This window comes from Lutibacter sp. (assembly GCF_013041805.1).
Classification (GTDB): Bacteria; Bacteroidota; Bacteroidia; order Flavobacteriales; family Flavobacteriaceae; genus Lutibacter.
The window spans coordinates 57,520-77,935 of record NZ_JABDRI010000020.1; the positions used below are offsets into that span (position 1 = coordinate 57,520).

A 20,416-nucleotide genomic window follows, 5' to 3' on the forward strand; every position below is an offset into this window, starting at 1 on the left:
TTAAAATTTAATTTTTATCGTCTTTTCTTTTGTGTTCGTAACTAAAACTGGGATTTCAAGAACTTTATTTTCTCTATGATACGTAAATTCATATCCTCGTACTTTTCTTGGTATTTTTGAAATATTATGAACTATTAATTTGATTAGTTTACTTGAAAACTGATAATTCTCCCCTAATTCAGGTTCAATTTCAATGCGTAAAGTATTATTTTTGAATTTACTCTCAAATTCTAGAATTTCATATTTACCTTTTTCGAAAGCGTTTGGAGTTTCTCCATCATCATTATACAGTTCATATTCACTTTCTAAAACCGTTTCATCAAAATAGAAATGTAAATCAAATGAATTTAAATTGTAAGTTGATGTATTTTGAATTGGTTGAATCATTGGCATAAAAGCACCTCCACGAACATAGGTAGGAATACTTTCTTCCGCTAATTTAACGCTAACTGTTTTGCCTCCTTCTATTTTTTTATCTGTATAAAAATTGAACCAATTTGAATTTGATGGAAAATAAACTTCTTGTTGTTTTAATCCTGGTTTTAAAACTGGACTTACCAATATATTTTCTCCCCACAAATACGTTTTATCATTTGTAAACAATTTAGCATTACCCATTTCTTCAAAAAACAACGGACGCATTAATGGCGTTCCTTTTTGATTATTTTGAAAAGCTAGCGTATAATTATAAGGTAACAAACTGTAACGTAGCTCAATAGATTTTTTTGCTAAACCTTTTGTAATTGGTTCTCTAAAAACGGGTTCTGAAGGTACATCTTCCTGTGCGTGCGGTCTGTAAATTGGCTGAAAAACACCATATTGCAACCAACGAGTATACAATTCATCATCTAAATTTGCTCCTGCAAAACCACCCAAATCTGAATGCATAAAACCTAAACCTTGCATTCCCATTTGTAAAGCAATTTCCGGCTGAGATTGTAAGCCACCCCAAGTTCTATTTACATCACCAGACCAAGGTATTAAACCATATTGTTGCGAACCTGAATACCCTGCACGCATGAGAATAAACGGACGTTGATTTGGAAAATCTTTTTGATACCCCTCAAAAACTAATTTCGCCCAATTATGACCATAAATATTATGAACCTCATCAGCCGTTCCTGTAGCGTGTAACAAGTCCGATGGATGTACTTCAGGCTCACCTAAATCTCCCCACCAACCGGCAACTCCATAATTTGTATATTTTTTATAAATATCCCAAAACCATTGTTTACTTTCAGGTTTGAAAATATCAATAATTCCAGTATTTCCAAAGTAAAAATCATACTTATAAGGCTCTCCTTTATCGTTAACTCCTAAAATATTTTTTTCAACAGCTTCGTCCCATTTACTTGAAGTAGTTAACACAAAAGGTTCAGTAATTAAAATTGTTTTTACTCCTTTTTTTGATAAATCGGAAATCATTTTTTTAGGATTTGGAAATGAATCTTTATCAAATTCAAAATTTCCCATGGTTCCTTTTAATTCTTTCCCAAACCAATATAAATCTATAATAATAGCATCTACAGGAATCTCCTCTTCTTGAAATTTCTCAATTGTTTGAATAGTTTCATTTTGTGAATGATAACCAAACCTACTTGAAAAATTTCCTAAAGCCCAACGAGGAATCATTGGTTGTTTTCCTGTTAGGGTTACATAATTTTCTATTAATTTTTTCCAATTATCACCTGCAATTACTTGATAGGTTTTGCGTCCAGATATAGTTTCATAGGATAAGGTATTTGATTTTTTACTGTCCAAATCTAAGTAACCTATTGGCGCGTTATCAAAATGTATTGCATACATTTTTGAGGAATATACTAATGGAATTGTGAAATTCATTAATTCAGAATGCGTTTCGTAACCGTAATGTGCCCTATTGTATAACTGTAATCTATTTCCTCTTCTATTCATTCCTAATGCTCGTGCACCGCCACCAAACAAGATTTCATTATCAGTTAAATTAAAATCCAATACTTCATATGATTCATTTTTCGAATATCCATTCTTCTCTGAAGTTAATAAATTCCCTTTGTAATAATAGGATACTTTAAACGGTGTATGCTCAATTTTTACTGAAATATTTTTCATTTGAATTTCAGTTTCTAAAGTACCTTCAATCAATTTCATTTCAACAAATTGAGGCTTTAGTGCTAACGCGTGAGAATTTGGCTGAAACTTTTCTCCTCTAGGTATAAATGATGTTTCTATAATCTCATTTCCATAAGGTTGAAACCTATAAAGTCCATCGTTAGTTTTTACTTCTACATAGGTTTTATAAGCCGTAATACTTTCAAATTTACGTTGTGAATTTTGCGCATTTAGAAAAAAACTAAACGATATAAATAGAAATACTAATTTTAAATTTTTCATTCGTTTTTAATTGGTTAATAAAAACTCAACTGGAATTTGAAAACGTTTATTCCAAGAATTTTCAGAATGATCGTGACCTTCAAATCTTAAGTTTTTTGAAGTTGTATCATCAAAACCTTTTAATATTAAAACATCATCAACACCTTGCTGATAAGGCAAATAAAACTCATCTAGTGTACTTGTTCCATAATCAAAGTATATTTTATGAGTTTTAGGAGAAGGTAAATTTTGCTCCAAATAACTAAAGAAAGATGCTGGAACCGGACTGTTTTCTTGCGGCATAAAGCCAATCCAATGTGTTGATAAGCAAGCAGCTCCTCCAAATATTGTTGGATATTCACACAAAGCATACATTGAAATTAATCCTCCCATACTTGAACCGGCTATAAAGGTATTTTCAAGGGTTGTAAGTGTAGAAAAATTAGTATCTACAAATGGTTTTACTTCTTCAACAATAAATTTTAAATATGCATCAGACTGAATTCCTTTAAACTCAGTTCCAAATTGTTTTGTAGCTGTTTCAAAAATTGAATCTTTAAATTTTTGAGGTAGTAAATCAAAAGGTTTCTGTGGGTAATATTCTGTATGCCGAATATCAGAATGGTTCCACATCGCAATAACAATGCAGTCTCTAATTTTTGATGAATCTATTAATCCACCAATTATTCTATCTACATCCCATTCTTGTTTGTTCCAAGTAGTTTCAGCATCAAACAACATTTGACCATCGTGCATATACAAAACAGCATATTTTTTATTCGTATTATAGTTATTTGGTAACCAAATATCAACAGTTCTTGGACGTACATATTTTGAAGGAAAACTATCAATACGTTTAATTGTACCTGAACTTAAATTTGCTGAATAATCAGAAATTTCAATTGAAACCTTTGACTTAACTTTTTGTTGCTTTTCTTCACAAGAAAACAAGACAAAAACGATTACAAAAAGCAAACTACTTTTAAAAAATTTCATTGCTTACTTTTTTGAAGTTAACATAATAATACCTTTTTTATCAATCTTTAAAGAATCTTCCCAAACAAATTTTTCATTTGAAATAATGTTTCTAACTTCTTTTCCTTTCAAACCAATCTCATCAAACCTATTCAAATCTAATGTAAGTTCTTTTTCATTTTTGTTTAAAATAAAAGCAACTACTTCATCATCTAATATTCTAAATAACACATAAACACCTTTTTCAGGTGCAAAATGGATTGTTTTTCCTGAATGGATTGCTTCACTATTTTTACGATAATTTAGTACTTTTTTTAAGAAAGATTGCATCTCTTTTTGGTCTGAACTCAAACCTTTTCCGGTAAATGCATTTACTTTATCTTTTTTCCAACCACCTGGGAAATCAGTTCTAATTAAACCATGGTCACCTGGTTTTGCTGCATCACTTAACAAAATCTCAGTTCCATAATAAATTTGAGAAATTCTTGGTAAGGCTAATATATATCCCAAAGCCATTTTAGTTTTTGTAATATCTTCATTTAACTGAGTAAAAATTCTGCTCATATCATGGTTGTCAGGAAAAATCATAATTTTACTTGGATTTGTATATGAAAAATCGTTTGCCAAACCTTCATACATTTTAACAAATCCCGTTCCCCAAGTTTCATCTTCATTCAGTCCTTCAACAATAGCTCGCTGCATAGGAAAATCCATAGAAGATGTTAAGTTTGATTTATATCCATCTTTATTAATATGACCATCTTGCCAATAACCAACCAATAACGGATTTAGACTCCACTCCTCTCCTACAATACTAAAATTTGGATACTCAGTCATAATTGCTCCTGCCCATTTACTCATAAACTCTTTATCGGGATAAGGGTAGGTATCTTGACGAATTCCTCCTAAATCTAACAATTCAACCCACCATATACTATTTTGAATTAAATAGTTAGATAGTAAAGAATTACGTTGATTTAAATCTGGCATAGTTGAAACGAACCAACCTTCTGTCATACGCTCTGAATCGACTATAGCTGCATAACTATCTTGATTTGTTGTTCGCCTATGGTTTGTAGTCACTATTTCCCCTTCTAAAAATTCAGTTTGATAATTAATCCAATCATTTGCTGGTAAATCTTTCATCCACCAATGCTCACTTCCAATGTGATTGGCCACTTGATCCATAACTAATTTAATTCCCTTTTCTTTCGATTTTTTGGCTAACTCAATATATTCATCCAAGGTTCCAAATCTTGGATCTGGCTGATATAAATCTGTAATTGCGTATCCGTGATAGGAACTTTGTTTCATATCGTTTGTCAAAACTGGTGTAGACCATATAGCTGTAAACCCCATCTCATCTATATAATCAATATGATTTGTGATTCCTTTTATATCGCCTCCATGACGAGCATAATCATTTTTTCTGTCAATTTTAGTCTCCTTTAATGCTTTTACAATGTCATTTGAAGTATCAGCATTTGCAAAACGATCTGGAGTTATTAAATAAATAACATCAGAACTATTAAAACCTTCTCTTTTTTCAGAATTTGATACACGTTCTTTTAATTCGTATTCTAATGCGAAATTGTTTCTTCGTCCACTTTTTAAAAAATCAATTTTAAAAATACCTGACTTTGCATTTTCTAGATTTAACTTTAAGAATAAATAATTGTCATTTTCAGTTCTTTTAACCTCAACCAATTTAACAGAAGTATTTTCAATTGAAGGTTTATACTTAGAAATGCCTTCTCCATAAATCATGAGTTCTAATTGAGTATTTTTCATTCCAATCCACCAAAAGGGCGGTTCCATTTTTTTAACTTGAGAAAATATTGAACTACTGATAAACAATACAATTATAAAGGCTACTTTTTTCATCTAACTAAATTATTTAAGATTTATAATTCTATTTATATTATAATTTCACCAAACTATTAGGTGAAATAGATACTAGTTTATTTTTCACTCTAATTTCTAAATCTTCGGATCCATCTAGTTCAAATAAAATTTCCGTTTGTTTTACTATTATTTTAAGAATTTGATTTCTAAAGTTAATGGTAAATGAATAAGAGTCCCACTCTTTAGGTATCTGCGGATTAAAAGATAAATTACCATTTTCACAAACACGCATTCCACCAAAACCTTGTACAATTGACATCCAAGTTCCTGCCATACTCGTAATATGGCAACCCTCATCTACTTCATGATTGTAATCATCTAAATCTAAACGAGCCGTGCGAAGATATTGCTCATATGCTTTAGGCATTCTATCTATAGATGCAGCTAAAATCGAATGAACACAAGGAGATAATGAAGATTCATGAACAGTTAATGGTTCATAAAAATCAAAGTGACGTTCAATTTCTTCCCTGGAAAATTTATGTTCAAATAAATAAATTCCTTGTAAAACATCTGCTTGCTTTATATAACAAGAACGTAAAATACGGTCCCAAGACCATTTTTGATTTATTGGCCTTTCTTCTTTTGGTAAATCGCTTACTGGAATTAGTTCTTTATCTAAAAAACCATCTTGTTGCAAATAAACATTGTATTTTTCACTAAATGGAAAATACATGTTTTCTGCCACTTTCAACCAATTGAAGGTTTCGTCACCATTTAAATTTGTTTTTTCTTGAATTCTTTTAAAATCTTCAGGATACTCAAGATTCACTTTGTTTAGGCATTCAACGGCATACTCAATACACCATTTTGCCAGATAATTAGTGTAATAATTATTATTAATGTTATTTTCGTATTCGTTTGGACCTGTAACGCCCAGAATTACATATTTATTTTTATCTGCTGAAAAATTAGCTCTTTGATGCCAGAAACGTGCAATTGCGATAATTACTTCTAGTCCAAATTTTGCGATATATTCGAAATCTTGCGTATAATTTACGTAATTGTAAATTCCATAAACCATAGCGCCATTTCTATGAATTTCTTCAAAAGTAATTTCCCATTCATTATGACATTCTTCACCGTTCATAGTGACCATTGGATATAATGCAGCTCCATTTTTAAACCCTAATTTCTGTGCATTTTCAATGGCTTTATCTAGCTGATTGTAACGGTATAAAAGTAGGTTTTTTGCAACATGAGAACTTTTGGTTCCCATATAAAAAGGAATACAATAAGCCTCGGTATCCCAATAAGTACTTCCTCCATATTTTTCTCCCGTAAAACCTTTTGGACCTATATTTAATCGAGCGTCTGTACCCATATAGGTTTGGTTTAATTGAAAAATATTAAATCTTATACCTTGTTGTGCTTTTACATCTCCTTCTATTTTAATATCAGAAGCATGCCAGATTAGTTCCCAAGATTTTTTTTGAAGAGTTATTAATTGAGCAAAGCCTAATTTACTTGTAACTTGTACATTATTTAATGCCGCTTCAATTAATTCATGTTTATTATAGTTTAGGGAACTAACATAACTACCATATTTATAGATAGTAGCAGTATCTCCTTCATTAATTTGAAGGTTATAATTATAGGTAAGTGATTTTTCTTTCTTAACAACTTCTTGTTTCAAATCAATATTTTTTTTGTTCAATAGAAATGAAACATTCATTGCAGTAGCTACATGAAATTCAGTTTTAAGTGTTTTAGAATAAATACACCCTTTGTTTTTACCTTCAACAATTTGTAAAGTTTCCCAAAAGAATTCATCGTAATTCGCATCTTCATTTACAATACCTGCATCGATATAAGGCGAAAAAGTAAGCTCTCCAGAAAAATTAATTGCTTTTACACTATATTCTATAGCTCCTACTTCATTATATTCAACACTTATCAACCTTTTTGTGTTCACTTCAACCTCTTCTCCAGTTTGAAGTTTTGCATTAAAAGAACGACTCAACCAACCTTCTTTCATGTTCAATTCCCTTCTGAAATTAGAAACTTGACACATGTTCAAATCTAGATTAGTATTGTTCACCCTAATGTGAATTCCTATCCAATTTGGAGCGTTTAAAACCTTTGCAAAATATTCAGGGTATCCGTTTTTCCACCAACCTACTCTAGTTTTATCTGGGTAATAAATACCTCCAATATAACTACCTTGCAATGTTTCACCAGAGTAATCTTCTTCAAAATTAGCGCGCTGACCCATTGCTCCATTTCCAATACTGAATAAACTCTCAGAAGCTTTTGTGTTTTCTCCGTCAAAACCTTCTTCAATTATTGACCATTCATTTGGAATTATATAATTTTTATTCATTTTTCTAATTAATTAGATTTTTTAAAAAATCTGAAGTGATAGCTTCCATACTATCAAAAACATAATTTGCCTCGCTTAACACTTTTGCATTTCCTATTCCAATGCTAATCATATTTGCCGCATTTGCTGCTTGAACTCCTGCAATTGCATCCTCTACAACCACACAATTAGTTGGACTCATATTTAATTTTTTAGCACCTATTAAAAAAACCTCTGGATTTGGCTTTGCCTTTGAGACATTGTTACCATCAACAATTGCCGTAAACCTTTCAAGCAACCCTACTTTTTCTAAAATTAATTGAGCATTTTTACTTGCTGAACCTAAAACAAATTTAATTTTGTTAGTTTCTAAAAAACTTAAAAACCGATCAACACCAGGAAGTATTTCATTCGAATTCATTTTATAAACATATTCCAAATACTCTTCGTTTTTTTCCAGCAATAGTGCTTCTTTTTTTTCTTGAGACAATTGAACTTTTCCAATGTCTAACAAAATCTCTAAAGATTTTACTCTACTCACACCTTTTAATTGTTCATTTTGAACTTCCGTAAAATCGAAGCCTAAAGAATTTGCTAAATTTCTCCACGCTAAATAATGATATTTTGCTGTATCAACAATAACACCATCTAAATCAAATATAAAACCTATCTCTTTTTTCATTTAATCTTTTATTAATACTTCGTCATCAACATCTTTTACTCTTACAACTAACATCGCTGCAATTAATAATGAAACACCACTTACAACTAAAGCATACATAGGATTCCCTCCATATAAATACTTCACCATGGGTCCACCTATTAATGCGTTCAATATTTGTGGTAATACAATAAAGAAGTTAAATATCCCCATATAAACTCCCATTTTTTTAGCAGGAATTGAGCCTGCCAATATTGCGTATGGCATTGCTAAAATACTTGCCCAAGCAATTCCTATTCCGAACATGGATAAGATTAACCAATTTTCGTTTGGCATAAAATATATTGAAATCAATCCTAAACCACCACCAATTAAACCAATTGCATAGGTTTTTTTTCTACCTAATTTCTTTGCTATCGCAGGCAAAAAGAATGCGTAGACTGCTGAAACAGCATTATAAACACCAAATAAAATTCCAACCCAGTCCCCTGCAATTTGATAATTAGTTCCGTGATCATCTAGCGATAAACCGTAAGTATGATGTGCAATTGCAGGTACTGAAAATACCCACATTCCAAACAAACCAAACCATGAGAAAAATTGCACCCAACTAAGTTGCCTCATAGTTGTTGGCATTTTCTTGAAATCGGAAAAGATATCTAATAAACTAGATTCTTCTTCAATCTCTTCTTCTCCATCAGTTTCAAATTGGGCCATTTCTTCGGGAGAATACTCTTTTGTTGTAAATACTGTAATTAAAATACTCGCAACTAAAACAGCAGCCCCTATAAAAAATGATAACATTAAATTTAATGGTACACCTCCAGCTTCGGTTTCATTTGCAACACCAAACCAATTTGTTAATGCATAAGGTAACCAAGAACCAATAACAGCTCCAATACCAATTAAAACCGTTTGAACACTAAATCCAAGTGTTCTTTGATCTGAAGGTAATAAATCTGCCACCAGTGCTCTGAATGGCTCCATTGCCACATTAAACGAGGCATCCATTATCATAAGCATACCAGCTCCAACCCATAATGCAGGCATAAAAGCAGTAAACATATCAGCATTAGGCATTAAAATTAATCCCATTGATGCTAATAGTGCTCCAGTTAAAAAGTAAGGACGTCGCCTTCCCAATCTAGTCCAAGTTCTATCGCTATAATAACCAATAATAGGTTGAACAATTAAACCTGTTAAAGGGGCAACAATCCAAAACCAAGAAAGTTCGTGCACATCTGCTCCAAAAATCTGTAAAATTCTACTGGCATTTGCATTTTGCAACGCAAAACCCATTTGAATTCCCAAGAATCCGAAACTCATGTTCCAAATATCCCAGAAACTTAATTTCCGTTTTTCCATAAATGTTACTATTAAAATATAACAATGCAAAGCTTATTTGCTTTGATTGTTTTTTGTGTGAAGTGTGAAAAATAGTATTGTAAAATCTCTTTTACGTAACAAAGATATAAATAAATTTTAAGTTTTTACCTTTTTTAAAAACCTAGCTAAGACAAAAAAAATATGAATTGAGTACTACAACCTTTGAGTAGTATTAAAAAAAGTTAAAAAATATTTATCAAAAACCTCCTCTTCTTTCAAAATATTTAACTCATTGATAATGTGGACTCTCTAATTTTAAGGTTTGGTGATATCACTTCCTTTTGAAATTCCTTTGGTGCAGTATTCTCAATTCTATCAATCAAGAGTTCAGCTGCTTGCCTCCCCATTAAATCACCGTGTTGCTCAACCGAAGTTAAAGAAGGATCTGTAAATTCGGAGATTAAGCCACTTGTAAATCCAATGATTGCAATATCACTTGGAATTAAAAAACCTCTTTTCTTTGCAATTTTTAGGGCAATAGCTGCATAAATTTCGTTTACCGCTAAAATTGCATCTGGTGGATTTGGAACATTTATAATTTTTTCAATTTGCTCATACAAATCTTCATTATCATTAATTTTATAAATTAGGTTTTCATCAACAACAATTTTATTCGTTATCAGCGACTTTAAATACCCTTCCTTTCTTAAGGAACCTACCGTAATATAATCTTGAGTTGTGATGAGAGCAATTCTTTTTGCTCCAATTTCAGCTAAATGATTTGTTGCTTTAAAAGCTCCTCCAATATCATCAATAATCACCTTATCACATTGCACATCATCAATAATTCTATCAAATAGTACGAGTGGAAAATCATCTTTAATAAGGGCATTAAAATGATTATACATTTGATTTTCTTGCGTTTCTCTTGCAATAGAAACTATCAAGCCATCAACACTTCCATTTGTAAGCACACTAAAATTCGAGACTTCTTTTTCGTAAGATTCATTTGATAAACAAACCATTACACTATAGCCCTTAGAATTTGCGTATTGTTCAATTCCTTGAATTACCGTTGAAAAAAAATGATGCACAATTTCAGGAATAATTACACCTATTACTGATGTTTTTTGATTTCGCAATTGTAACGCTAAACTGTTGGGTTTATAATTATAATAATCAGCAAATGCCTTGATTTTACCTCTCGTTTCTTCACTAATTTCATGACTGTCCTTTAAAGCTTTGGAAACAGTAGAAATTGAGACTCCAAATTCTTTTGCAATTTTTTTTAAGGTAATTCTTGGTTTCATTGTATTAAGAGTTATAACGCTTCCATACAAATATAAAATATTAAGTCTAAATATGTAATAATAGCTCGTATAAATTAAATAATTCCAAATAAAAACCTCTTTGGATATAAATAATTAAAAAATTCGCAAAAAAAATGGAATCAACTCTAACGTTAGAGTAAAAAAGTTATAAACACGAAAACGTTTTCGTATCATATAAAGTGACAAGTATCATTGTTAACTAAATGTTAAGGCCTTAACTTCACACAGTGAAATGTAATAAAATAGTACGAATTATTTAAAACTTAATTATTAATTAACTTAAAATAGATGAAAAATTTCAAACTTTTTCTATTAACTGTTATCATATTTTTACCTCTTAGTTTGTTCGCGCAACAAACAATGACTGGTAAGGTAACAGAAAAAGCCACTGGTAGTGAATTACCAGGAGTTGGTATTATTATCAAAGGAACTACAAAAGGAGCCTCAACTGATTTTGACGGGAATTATATCCTCGAAAACGTAAATCAAGGTGACGTACTAGTATTTTCCTATATTGGGTTTGCTACCCTGGAAGTAACTGTTGGAGCTAGCACTACAATTAATGTAGCACTAGAACAAGATACAGAAACATTAGACGAGATTGTACTTATTGGTTATGGTACAACTACAATTAAAGATGCTACAGGTGCTGTAGCTGCTATTTCTGAAAAAGATTTTAACGAAGGAAATATAGTGTCTCCTGCGAACCTTATTACGGGTAGAGTTGCGGGTGTATCTATTGTTTCTGATGGTGCTCCTGGTGGAGGATCTGCAATTAGGATTCGTGGTGGTTCATCATTAGGTGCATCTAACGATCCTTTAATTGTTATTGATGGTATGCCAATATCAAACAACAATGCGGGTGGTTCTAGAGGTATCTTAGCGGCTATCAATCCTAGTGATATTGAATCTTTTTCTATACTTAAAGACGCCTCTTCAACTGCTATTTATGGTTCCAGAGCTTCTAATGGTGTAATTATTATTTCAACTAAAAAGGGAAAATCTACATTTAGAGCCGAATATAATGTTAAAGCTGGTCTTAATACATTGGTTAATAAACTTGATGTTTTTTCTGCTGATGAGTATAGAGCTTTAATTGCTGAACAAAGACCAGACGATGTTTCTTTGTTAGGAAGTGCAACTACAGATTGGCAAGATGAAATTTATCAAGAAAAGGTAAGTATCGATCATTCATTATCTTTAAGTGGACAACTTTTTAATAGTATGCCTACCCGTTTTTCTTTTGGGTATACAGATCAACCTGGTTTAAGAAAAACTTCAAGTTTTGATAGAATCTCTTCAAAACTATCTTTAAGTCCAACATTTTTTGAAGATCATTTAAAAGTAAATGTAAATGTTAGCTTAAATAATGAAGCTAACCGTTTTACTGATGGCGTTGAAGGAGCTGCAATTTACATGGATCCAACACAACCTGTATATGATGCTACTTCACCTTTCGGTGGTTTCTTTGAATACCATACAAATGGAACCCCTAAAAATGCTGGTAGAAACCCTTTAGCTAGTTTACTACAAAGACAAAATATTAGTAAAGTAAAACGTTTTTATGGAAATGTGAAGTTAGATTATAAACTACACTTTTTACCAGATTTAAGCGCCGTTATAAATATAGGTTATGATAAAACAGTAGGAGAAGGATTTAATGAACTTTCTACAGAAAGTATCAATGGATTTAGACTAGCTGTTGGTGATCCTCTCTTAGGTTCAAGATCAGAATACACAAGTGAAAGAGCGAACTCTTTATTAGATGGTTACTTTGTTTACAATAAAGAATTAGAAAATGTAAATGTTGAAGTTACTGCAGGTTATTCTTATCAAAAATTTGAAGGAGAAGATTTTAATACAGGTAACCTAAGAGACCCAGATAGAGAATCTGATGTATACACACAACCAGATGTAGTCTTAATAGGTTTCTTTGGTAGAACTAATCTTTCTTTTATGGATAAATACTTACTTACTTTGTCTTACAGAAGAGATGGTACTTCAAGATTTAGCGAAGACAACCGTTGGGGTAATTTCCCTGCCGCTGCTTTAGCTTGGAAAATTAGTGAAGAAAATTTCTTAAAAGACTCAAATGCAATTTCTGATCTTAAATTAAGATTAGGTTGGGGTATCGCTGGTCAGCAAGATATTTCTGCAGCTTATGCATTCTTAGGAAGAACTAATTTAAGTTCTAACATATCTCAATATATTTTTGGTAATACACCAATTTTAACGGGTATTCCTCAAACAAGATTAGAAGATTTGAAATGGGAAGAAACAACTACTTATAACGTTGGGTTAGATTATGGACTTTTCAATAATAAAGTTTCAGGTTCACTTGAAGTATATCTAAAAGAATCTAAAGATTTATTAGCAAATGTAGCTATTTCTGATGGTTCAAACTTTAGTAACTCAGGTTTCCAAAATATTGGTAAATTTACTTCTAAAGGTGTTGAATTCTCTATTGGAACTGATATTGTTGATACAGAAGACTTGCAAATAGATGCTAATTACAATGTTTCTTTCAACCGAACTGAAATAGACCAATTAGCGTTAGAACAAGATATTAGAGTTGGTGGAATTGGTGGTGGTACTGGTGGTACTGTTCAACTACATAGCCAAGGATACGCTCCTTTCTCTTATTATGTTTACAAACAATTATATGATGTAAGTGGAACTCCAATTGAAGGTGCTTATGCAGATTTAAATCAAGATGGGATTATTAATGACTCAGACCGTTACCTTTATAAAAAACCTGATGCAGATATATTAATGGGATTCCAATCTAATATCAATTATAAAGCATTTGATCTTTCTTTTAACTTAAGAGCAAGTATTGGAAATTATATGTATAACAACGTAAATTCTTCAAGAGCTCAATATGATAATTTACAAGATGTTGAAGCACTGGGTAACTTACCTGTTTCTGTATTAGAAACTGGCTTTTACTCTACACCAAATGTAATTATTTCAGATTATTACATTGAAAATGCTTCATTCTTAAGAATGGACAATCTAACATTAGGATACACTTTTAATAGAAATAATAGCGACAAAACAAATATTCGCTTATGGACAGGTGTACAAAATGTATTTACGATAACAAATTATAGCGGCTTAGATCCTGAAGTTTTTGGTGGAATTGATAATACAATTTATCCAAGACCTAGAATTTTCTTATTAGGTGCTAATTTTAAATTTTAAACTAAACGAAAATGATGACAAAATATTTAAATAAAATTTATTTTCTATTAGGACTTATATTTTTCTTTGGTGCGTGTACTGACGATTTAAATGTAATTCCTCAAGATGACGACGAATTCCTTTCTGAGGATTTCTACTCTAATGCAAGTGCTTATGAACAAGCATTAGCAGGTGTATATGGAAACTTATCTTTAACAGGTAATGATCCAGGTTCTTCTAATATTTCTGGTATAGATGCCGGTACAAGTCAATATGGCCGTGTACTTTGGTACTTGCAAGACTTAGCAGCTGATGAGGCTTTATGGTCTTATGAAAATGACCCAGGAACTAAAGAAATTCAACGTAACATTTGGACACCTGCAAATCCGGTTTTTAGAGGAATGTATGGTAGAGCAATGTTTTCTGTAGCTTTAGCTAATGATTTCCTTAGACAATCTACTGATGATAAATTGGCAGAAAGAGGGCATACTAGCGCAGTAAGTAGCGAAATTGTTGCTTATAGAGCTGAAGCTAGATTATTAAGAGCTTTATCTTATTATCACTTAATGGATTTATTTGGAAAAGCTGCATTTGTAACTGAAGCAGACCCTGTAGGAACTTATCAAGCTCCTGAATATAATAGATCGCAATTGTTTGATTTTATTGAATCTGAATTATTGGCAATTGAAGGTGATTTAAAACCTGCAAGATCAAATCAATATGCAAGAGCTGACAAGGGTGTTGCTTGGATGATTTTAGCTAAAATATATTTAAATGCAGAAGTATATGTAGGCACAAACCGATATGCTGATTGTATGACATATTGTAATAAAATTATTGGTGGTGGCTATAGTTTGGCCTCTAACTATGCTTTAAATTTTATGGCAGATAATGATTTTAATGAAGCTGGAACCAATGAAATTATATTTCCTTTAGTTTCTGACGGTGTTGTAACTCAAAACTACGGTCCAACAACGGTAATTATTAATGGTGAAGTTGGAAGTATAGAAGCAAACAATGAAGAATTAGGAGCCCAAGGTTGGGGTGGTGCTTTAAGAGTACGTAAACAATTTGCTGAAAAATTTATTAATGGTGGTGCTGATGATAGAAATACGTTAATAACAGAAGGTAGAGATATTGAAATTGTAGATGTTGCCGACAGAGATTCTGGTTATATCATTACTAAATATAGCAATAGAACTTCTACTGGTGCTGCTGGTTCTGACCCTACATTTGTAGATACAGATTTTCCCTTATTTAGATTAGCAGATGTTTACTTAATGTATGCTGAAGCCTTTTTAAGAGGTGGTGGCGGAAGCGAAACTGACGCATTGGGTTATGTAAATGATTTAAGAGATAGAGCACATGCTGAAAACATTTCTGCAAATGATTTAACCCTTTCATTCTTAATTGACGAACGCTCTAGAGAATTACATTGGGAATCTCATAGAAGACAAGATTTAATTCGTTTCGGATTATATACAGGTGGAAATTACAACTGGGCATTTAAAGGAAATGGAGCAAATGGTATAGCATTAGGAAACCATATGGCATTATACCCATTACCTATTGAAAGTATTGCGGCCAATCCTAATTTAACTCAAAACCCAGGATATTAATCAATTTTTAATTATATAAGATTATGAAAAATATATTTAAAGTACTGTTTCTTTCAATCCTTTTGGTTGCTATAACCTCTTGTGATAATGAAGATTCAGTGCAACTAACACTAGCCGCACAAGGCGGTGGGATTATAACTGCACCTGCTCAGGGAACTACAGTTGTACTAAACCCTGCAGAAAGTCAAACAAACCCTGCACTAACTATAAACTGGACTGCTTCAGATTATGGCACACCTACAGAGGTAACGTATACTGTAGAAATAGCTCAAACAGGAACCAGCTTTGCTGAACCTTTTATAGCAGCTTCTACTACAAATAGATATGTAACTTGGAATATTGGTGAATTAAACAATATTGCGGTAAGCTCTGGATTAACACCATTTTTAGAAGGAGGACTAGATATTAGAATTACATCAACAGTGGGAACAACTGGTAGTTTATTACAAGTATCAGAAACTGTTTCAATTTTTGTAACACCATTTACAACTGATTTACCTAAAATTGCTGTGCCAGGAAACCACCAAGGTTGGGATCCTGCTACTGCGCCTCTATTAGCTGCTTCAGCTTTTGGCCAAACAGATTATGAAGGTTATGTGTGGTTAGATGGCGGACATAAATTTATTGCGCCAAATGAAACAGGAGGATTTTTCTGGGGAAATACAGATTGGGGCTGGAATGGCACTGATGCTGGTATTTTAGTTGAACAAGATGAAACAGATTTAATTGCTGATACTGGCTATTACTACGTTAAAGCAGATACGGGAGCACTTACCTATAGTGAAACGTCTGTTAACTGGGGAATTATTGGTGCAGCTACACCTACTGGATGGGATAGCGATACTGATTTAGTTTATGACGCTGAAACTAGAACGCTATCAGTTGATATTGATTTGGTTCCTGGAGGTTGGAAATTTAGAGGAAACAATGAATGGGGTGCATTTGAATATGGTTCACTTGACGCTGATGGATACTTAACTCCTGGAGGTGATTATACATTTGATGGCCCTGCAGGTAATTATCATGTAGTATTAGATCTTAGCAATCCAAGAGAATACACATACACTGTAACTGCTAATTAATAATATAAAATTTAATAATATGAAATATATATATAAATTATTATTGCTTTCATTTATCATCATAGGAATTACTTCCTGCGATGAAAATGAAAACTTTGAGATACTAGCTCCTCAAGGAGGTATTGCAATTAATAGCCCTATTGATGGTGCTTCGATTGCTCTCAATGATACAAATGAAGGAAATATAGCTTTAACAGTAAGCTGGACTGCCGCATTAATAGAAGGAACAGGAGCAACTTATATGGTAGAAGCTGCCTTATTAGGAACAGATTTTGCTGTTCCTGCTTCACTAGGTTCAACAGATGCAACTTCAATAAATTTAACTGTAAAAGAGTTAAATACTTTAGCTATAGATGTTTTGGGAATTGAACCAGAAACAGAAGCTGGTATAGAAATACGAGTATCTTCAGATGGTGAAATATCTCAAACAGTTGCAGTTTTATTAACACCTTACAAAGTTGAATTTACAGATTTTTATTTGGTAGGTTCATTAACAGGTTGGGATCCTGCTACTTCTTTACCAATGACAAAAACAGCTTTTAATGAGTTTGAAATAACCATTGAACTTGCTGATGGAGATGAATTCAAATTCTTACCAACTAATACTGGATGGGATGGAGATTTTGGTGCAGACCCAAATAATGCTGGTATGTTAATTGAAGAGGGTGAAGTAAATATTGGAGGCTATACAGCTGGTAAATATAAAGTAAAAGCGAACTTAAACACTTTTACATATACTGTTGAAGAAATTCTTTTCCCAACTTCCCTTTATTTAGTAGGTTCTATAGTTGGATGGGATAATACAGCTGCTTTAGAATTTAACAATACTGCTGAAAATGTATTTACACTGGTAGTAGATTTGCCTGATGGTGCTGAATTTAAATTTTTACCAACTCTTGGAAGTTGGGATGGAGATTGGGGAAATGACCCTAATAACTCAGGGACTTTAATTCAAGATGGTGAAAGTAATTTAGCAGGCTATAGTGCCGGAAAATACTTAATAACTGTAGACTACAATACATTATCATTTAACCTACAAACTCTAGAAACTTTAAATGTAGTTGGTTCAATTGTAGGCTGGGATAATACTGCTGCAATACCTATGGCAGAAGCTAGTTTAGGTGTTTTCTCTGTAGTCCTAGATTTACCTGATGGTGCTGAATTCAAATTCTTACCTACTATTGGTAGCTGGGATGGTGACTGGGGTGCTAACGGAGCTGTTGATGGAGGTATTATTCAAGATGGTGAAAATAATTTAAGTGGATTTGGAGCTGGAAAATATGTTGTAGCTGTTAACTTTAACACAATGAGCTATACCGTATCTGCTGTAAGTGAAATTCCAAGTAATTTGTATTTAGTTGGATCATTTAGAGGTTGGAGTAATGACGGTGACAACCCACAATTTACTGAAACATCTGCTGGTGTATTTGAAATTACACAAGCATTTAGTGATGGTGACGAATTTAAGTTTGTACCTGTTGCTGGTGATTGGGGTAATGATTGGGGTGAAAGTCCAACTTCCTCTGGAGTTCTAGAGCAAAATAGTGAAAATAATCTAAAAGCTTCAGGAACAGGAACCTATACAGTTATTGTAAACTTTAATGATGGTACAATAAGTGTTAATTAAAATAAAACTAAAGGGTTATTTTAAAAAGTAATCCATTAATATTTTTACTTTATGGAATGAACCGGTTCAAATTATGTGTCCGGTTCATTTCATTTAGTAATTCAATAAAACATCAAATGAAAAAAATATTTTCAATTTTACTTTTTTTATTACCAATAATTACTTTTTCACAAGTTACAACCTCTCCTTCGCTACCAACTGCAAGTGAAGAAGTTACTATAGAGTTTAATGCTACAGGAACTGCTTTAGAGGGCTATACTGGTGATCTTTATGCTCATACAGGAGTTACTGTAGATGGAGTAAGGTGGCAAAATGTTATAGAATCTTGGGGAAATAACACCACACAACCAAAACTTACTAGAGATAATTCAAACCCAAATGTATATACCTTACTTATAACTCCTGATGCATATACTTTTTATAGTGTTGAAACTTCTAAAACTATAACCGAATTTAATTTTGTTTTTAGAGCTTCTTCTGGATCTCCTCAATCTAGTGATATTTTTGTCCCAATTTATGCTGATGGCTTAAATATTACTTTTACAAACCCAACAGATCAAAGTGCCTACAATTTAAATGAAACAATAACTATAAGTGCAGAATCTTCAATTTCTGCCAACTTGGAAATCCAAGTGAATGGAGTTTCAGAAAAAACCGAGACAAATACAACTTCAATATCTACTACCTACAATTTAACTTCAACAGGAACACAAACATTAAAAGCTATTGCAACAGCAAATAGTGAAACTATAGAAACAACTATTTCAGTTTATGTAAAAACTGCTACACAAAATGCAACACAACCTACTGGTTTAAAATACGGTATCAATAAAAACGCTGATAACACAGTTACATTTTTATTAAAGGCGCCTAATAAAACTGATGTATTAATTTTAGGAGATTTTAATAATTGGACATTTGATGAGGACTATCAAATGTATAAAGATGGAGACGATTTTTGGCTAACAATTCCAAACTTAGATATTAACGAAGAGTATGCCTATCAATACTTAATTGATTATACCATAAAAATTGCAGATCCATATTCAGAAAAAATACTAGATCCTTCAAACGATCAATATATAAAAGATGGTAATTATCCAAATCTTAAAAGTTACCCAACAAATTTAACAACCGGCTACGTTTCTACATTTTTAATTAATGAACCAGAATATACTTGGAATGTAAGCAACTTTATAAAACCAGCCCAAGACAATTTAATTATTTACGAATTACTCATTAGAGACTTTACGGAATCTGACTCTTTTAAAGAAGCTTTAACTCATTTAGATTATCTTGAAAATTTAGGGGTTAATGCCATAGAGTTAATGCCTGTGAATGAATTTGAAGGCGCTGATAGTTGGGGCTACAATCCTGCACTGTACATGGCATTGGACAAAGCATATGGTACTAAAAACGATTTTAAAGAATTTGTAGATGCCTGCCATCAAAGAGGTATTGCTGTTTTAGCTGATGTTGTTTTTAATCATTCTTATAGTCAATCACCACTGCTGCAAATGTATTGGAATAGTGCTGAAAATAAACCCGCAGCTGATAATCCTTGGTACAATGAAGACCATAACTTAGTTGATAATACAAGTGCACATTGGGGTTACGATTTTAATCATGAATCTCCTTATACTACTGAATTTTTTAATGATGTATTATCCTATTGGATGGATGAATACAAAATAGATGGGTTTAGATTCGACTTTACAAAAGGGTTTTCAAATACTTTGTACTATGGCTCTGATAACTGGGCAAGTGATTATGACCAAACTAGAATTGATATCTTAAAAAATTATGCAGACCACGTATGGAGTAACAACCCAACAAATAAACCGTATGTTATTTTCGAGCACTTAGCTGATAATTCTGAAGAAACTGTTCTAGCAAATTATGGAATTATGCTATGGGGAAATCTAAATTTCAACTATAATCAAAATACTATGGGGTATCCTACTAGTACTGATATATCATGGATATCATACAAACAGAGAGGCTGGAACAACCCAAATGTTGTAGGATATATGGAAAGCCATGATGAAGAACG

The 20,416-nt window shown here is 32.3% G+C and carries 12 protein-coding genes; 5 read left to right on the top strand and 7 right to left on the bottom strand.

The window, feature by feature from the left end:
* From HKP59_RS03085 to HKP59_RS03115, 7 genes are all read right to left on the bottom strand, one after another.
* Nucleotides 1-2,373 carry a TIM-barrel domain-containing protein gene (locus HKP59_RS03085; RefSeq protein WP_291803323.1) on the bottom strand — a complete coding sequence of 791 codons (2,373 nt, stop codon included), beginning with the start codon at nt 2,371-2,373 and terminating at the stop codon, nt 1-3.
* A gap of 6 nt (nt 2,374-2,379) precedes the next feature.
* On the bottom strand, nt 2,380-3,348 hold the full coding sequence (locus tag HKP59_RS03090; protein ID WP_291803324.1) for an alpha/beta hydrolase-fold protein: 969 nt from the start codon (nt 3,346-3,348) through the stop codon (nt 2,380-2,382).
* A 3-nt stretch (nt 3,349-3,351) separates the two neighbouring features.
* Entirely contained in the window at nt 3,352-5,211 is a 1,860-nt protein-coding gene (locus HKP59_RS03095; RefSeq protein ID WP_291803326.1) for a glycoside hydrolase family 13 protein, read from the bottom strand.
* Nucleotides 5,212-5,248: 37 nt separating this feature from the next.
* Nucleotides 5,249-7,555 carry a family 65 glycosyl hydrolase domain-containing protein gene (locus tag HKP59_RS03100; protein ID WP_291803328.1) on the bottom strand — a complete coding sequence of 769 codons (2,307 nt, stop codon included), beginning with the start codon at nt 7,553-7,555 and terminating at the stop codon, nt 5,249-5,251.
* A gap of 4 nt (nt 7,556-7,559) precedes the next feature.
* Nucleotides 7,560-8,216 carry a beta-phosphoglucomutase gene (gene pgmB / locus HKP59_RS03105; RefSeq protein ID WP_291803330.1) on the bottom strand — a complete coding sequence of 219 codons (657 nt, stop codon included), beginning with the start codon at nt 8,214-8,216 and terminating at the stop codon, nt 7,560-7,562.
* The gene (locus HKP59_RS03110) at nt 8,217-9,560 is read right to left on the bottom strand and encodes an MFS transporter (protein ID WP_291803332.1); all 1,344 of its coding nucleotides are present in this window, start codon (nt 9,558-9,560) and stop codon (nt 8,217-8,219) included.
* Between the two features lie 245 nt (nt 9,561-9,805).
* Nucleotides 9,806-10,831, bottom strand: a complete 1,026-nt coding sequence (locus HKP59_RS03115) for a LacI family DNA-binding transcriptional regulator (RefSeq protein ID WP_291803333.1) — start codon at nt 10,829-10,831, stop codon at nt 9,806-9,808.
* Between the two features lie 309 nt (nt 10,832-11,140).
* Here HKP59_RS03115 and HKP59_RS03120 point away from each other — a divergent pair, with 309 nt between their 5' ends.
* The 5 genes from HKP59_RS03120 to HKP59_RS03140 form a co-directional block, all read left to right on the top strand.
* A complete protein-coding gene (locus HKP59_RS03120) occupies nt 11,141-14,056 on the top strand; it encodes a SusC/RagA family TonB-linked outer membrane protein (protein ID WP_291803335.1) in 2,916 nt (971 codons plus the stop codon).
* A gap of 11 nt (nt 14,057-14,067) precedes the next feature.
* Complete coding sequence (locus HKP59_RS03125; RefSeq protein WP_363288719.1) at nt 14,068-15,654, top strand: RagB/SusD family nutrient uptake outer membrane protein; 1,587 nt, start codon at nt 14,068-14,070, stop codon at nt 15,652-15,654.
* 23 nt (nt 15,655-15,677) lie between these two features.
* Complete coding sequence (locus HKP59_RS03130; protein ID WP_291803337.1) at nt 15,678-16,736, top strand: SusE domain-containing protein; 1,059 nt, start codon at nt 15,678-15,680, stop codon at nt 16,734-16,736.
* 19 nt (nt 16,737-16,755) lie between these two features.
* Nucleotides 16,756-18,363, top strand: a complete 1,608-nt coding sequence (locus HKP59_RS03135) for a SusF/SusE family outer membrane protein (protein ID WP_291803338.1) — start codon at nt 16,756-16,758, stop codon at nt 18,361-18,363.
* A 116-nt stretch (nt 18,364-18,479) separates the two neighbouring features.
* The coding region (locus tag HKP59_RS03140; protein WP_291803340.1) for an alpha-amylase family glycosyl hydrolase at nt 18,480-20,416 on the top strand (1,937 nt) is incomplete at its 3' end.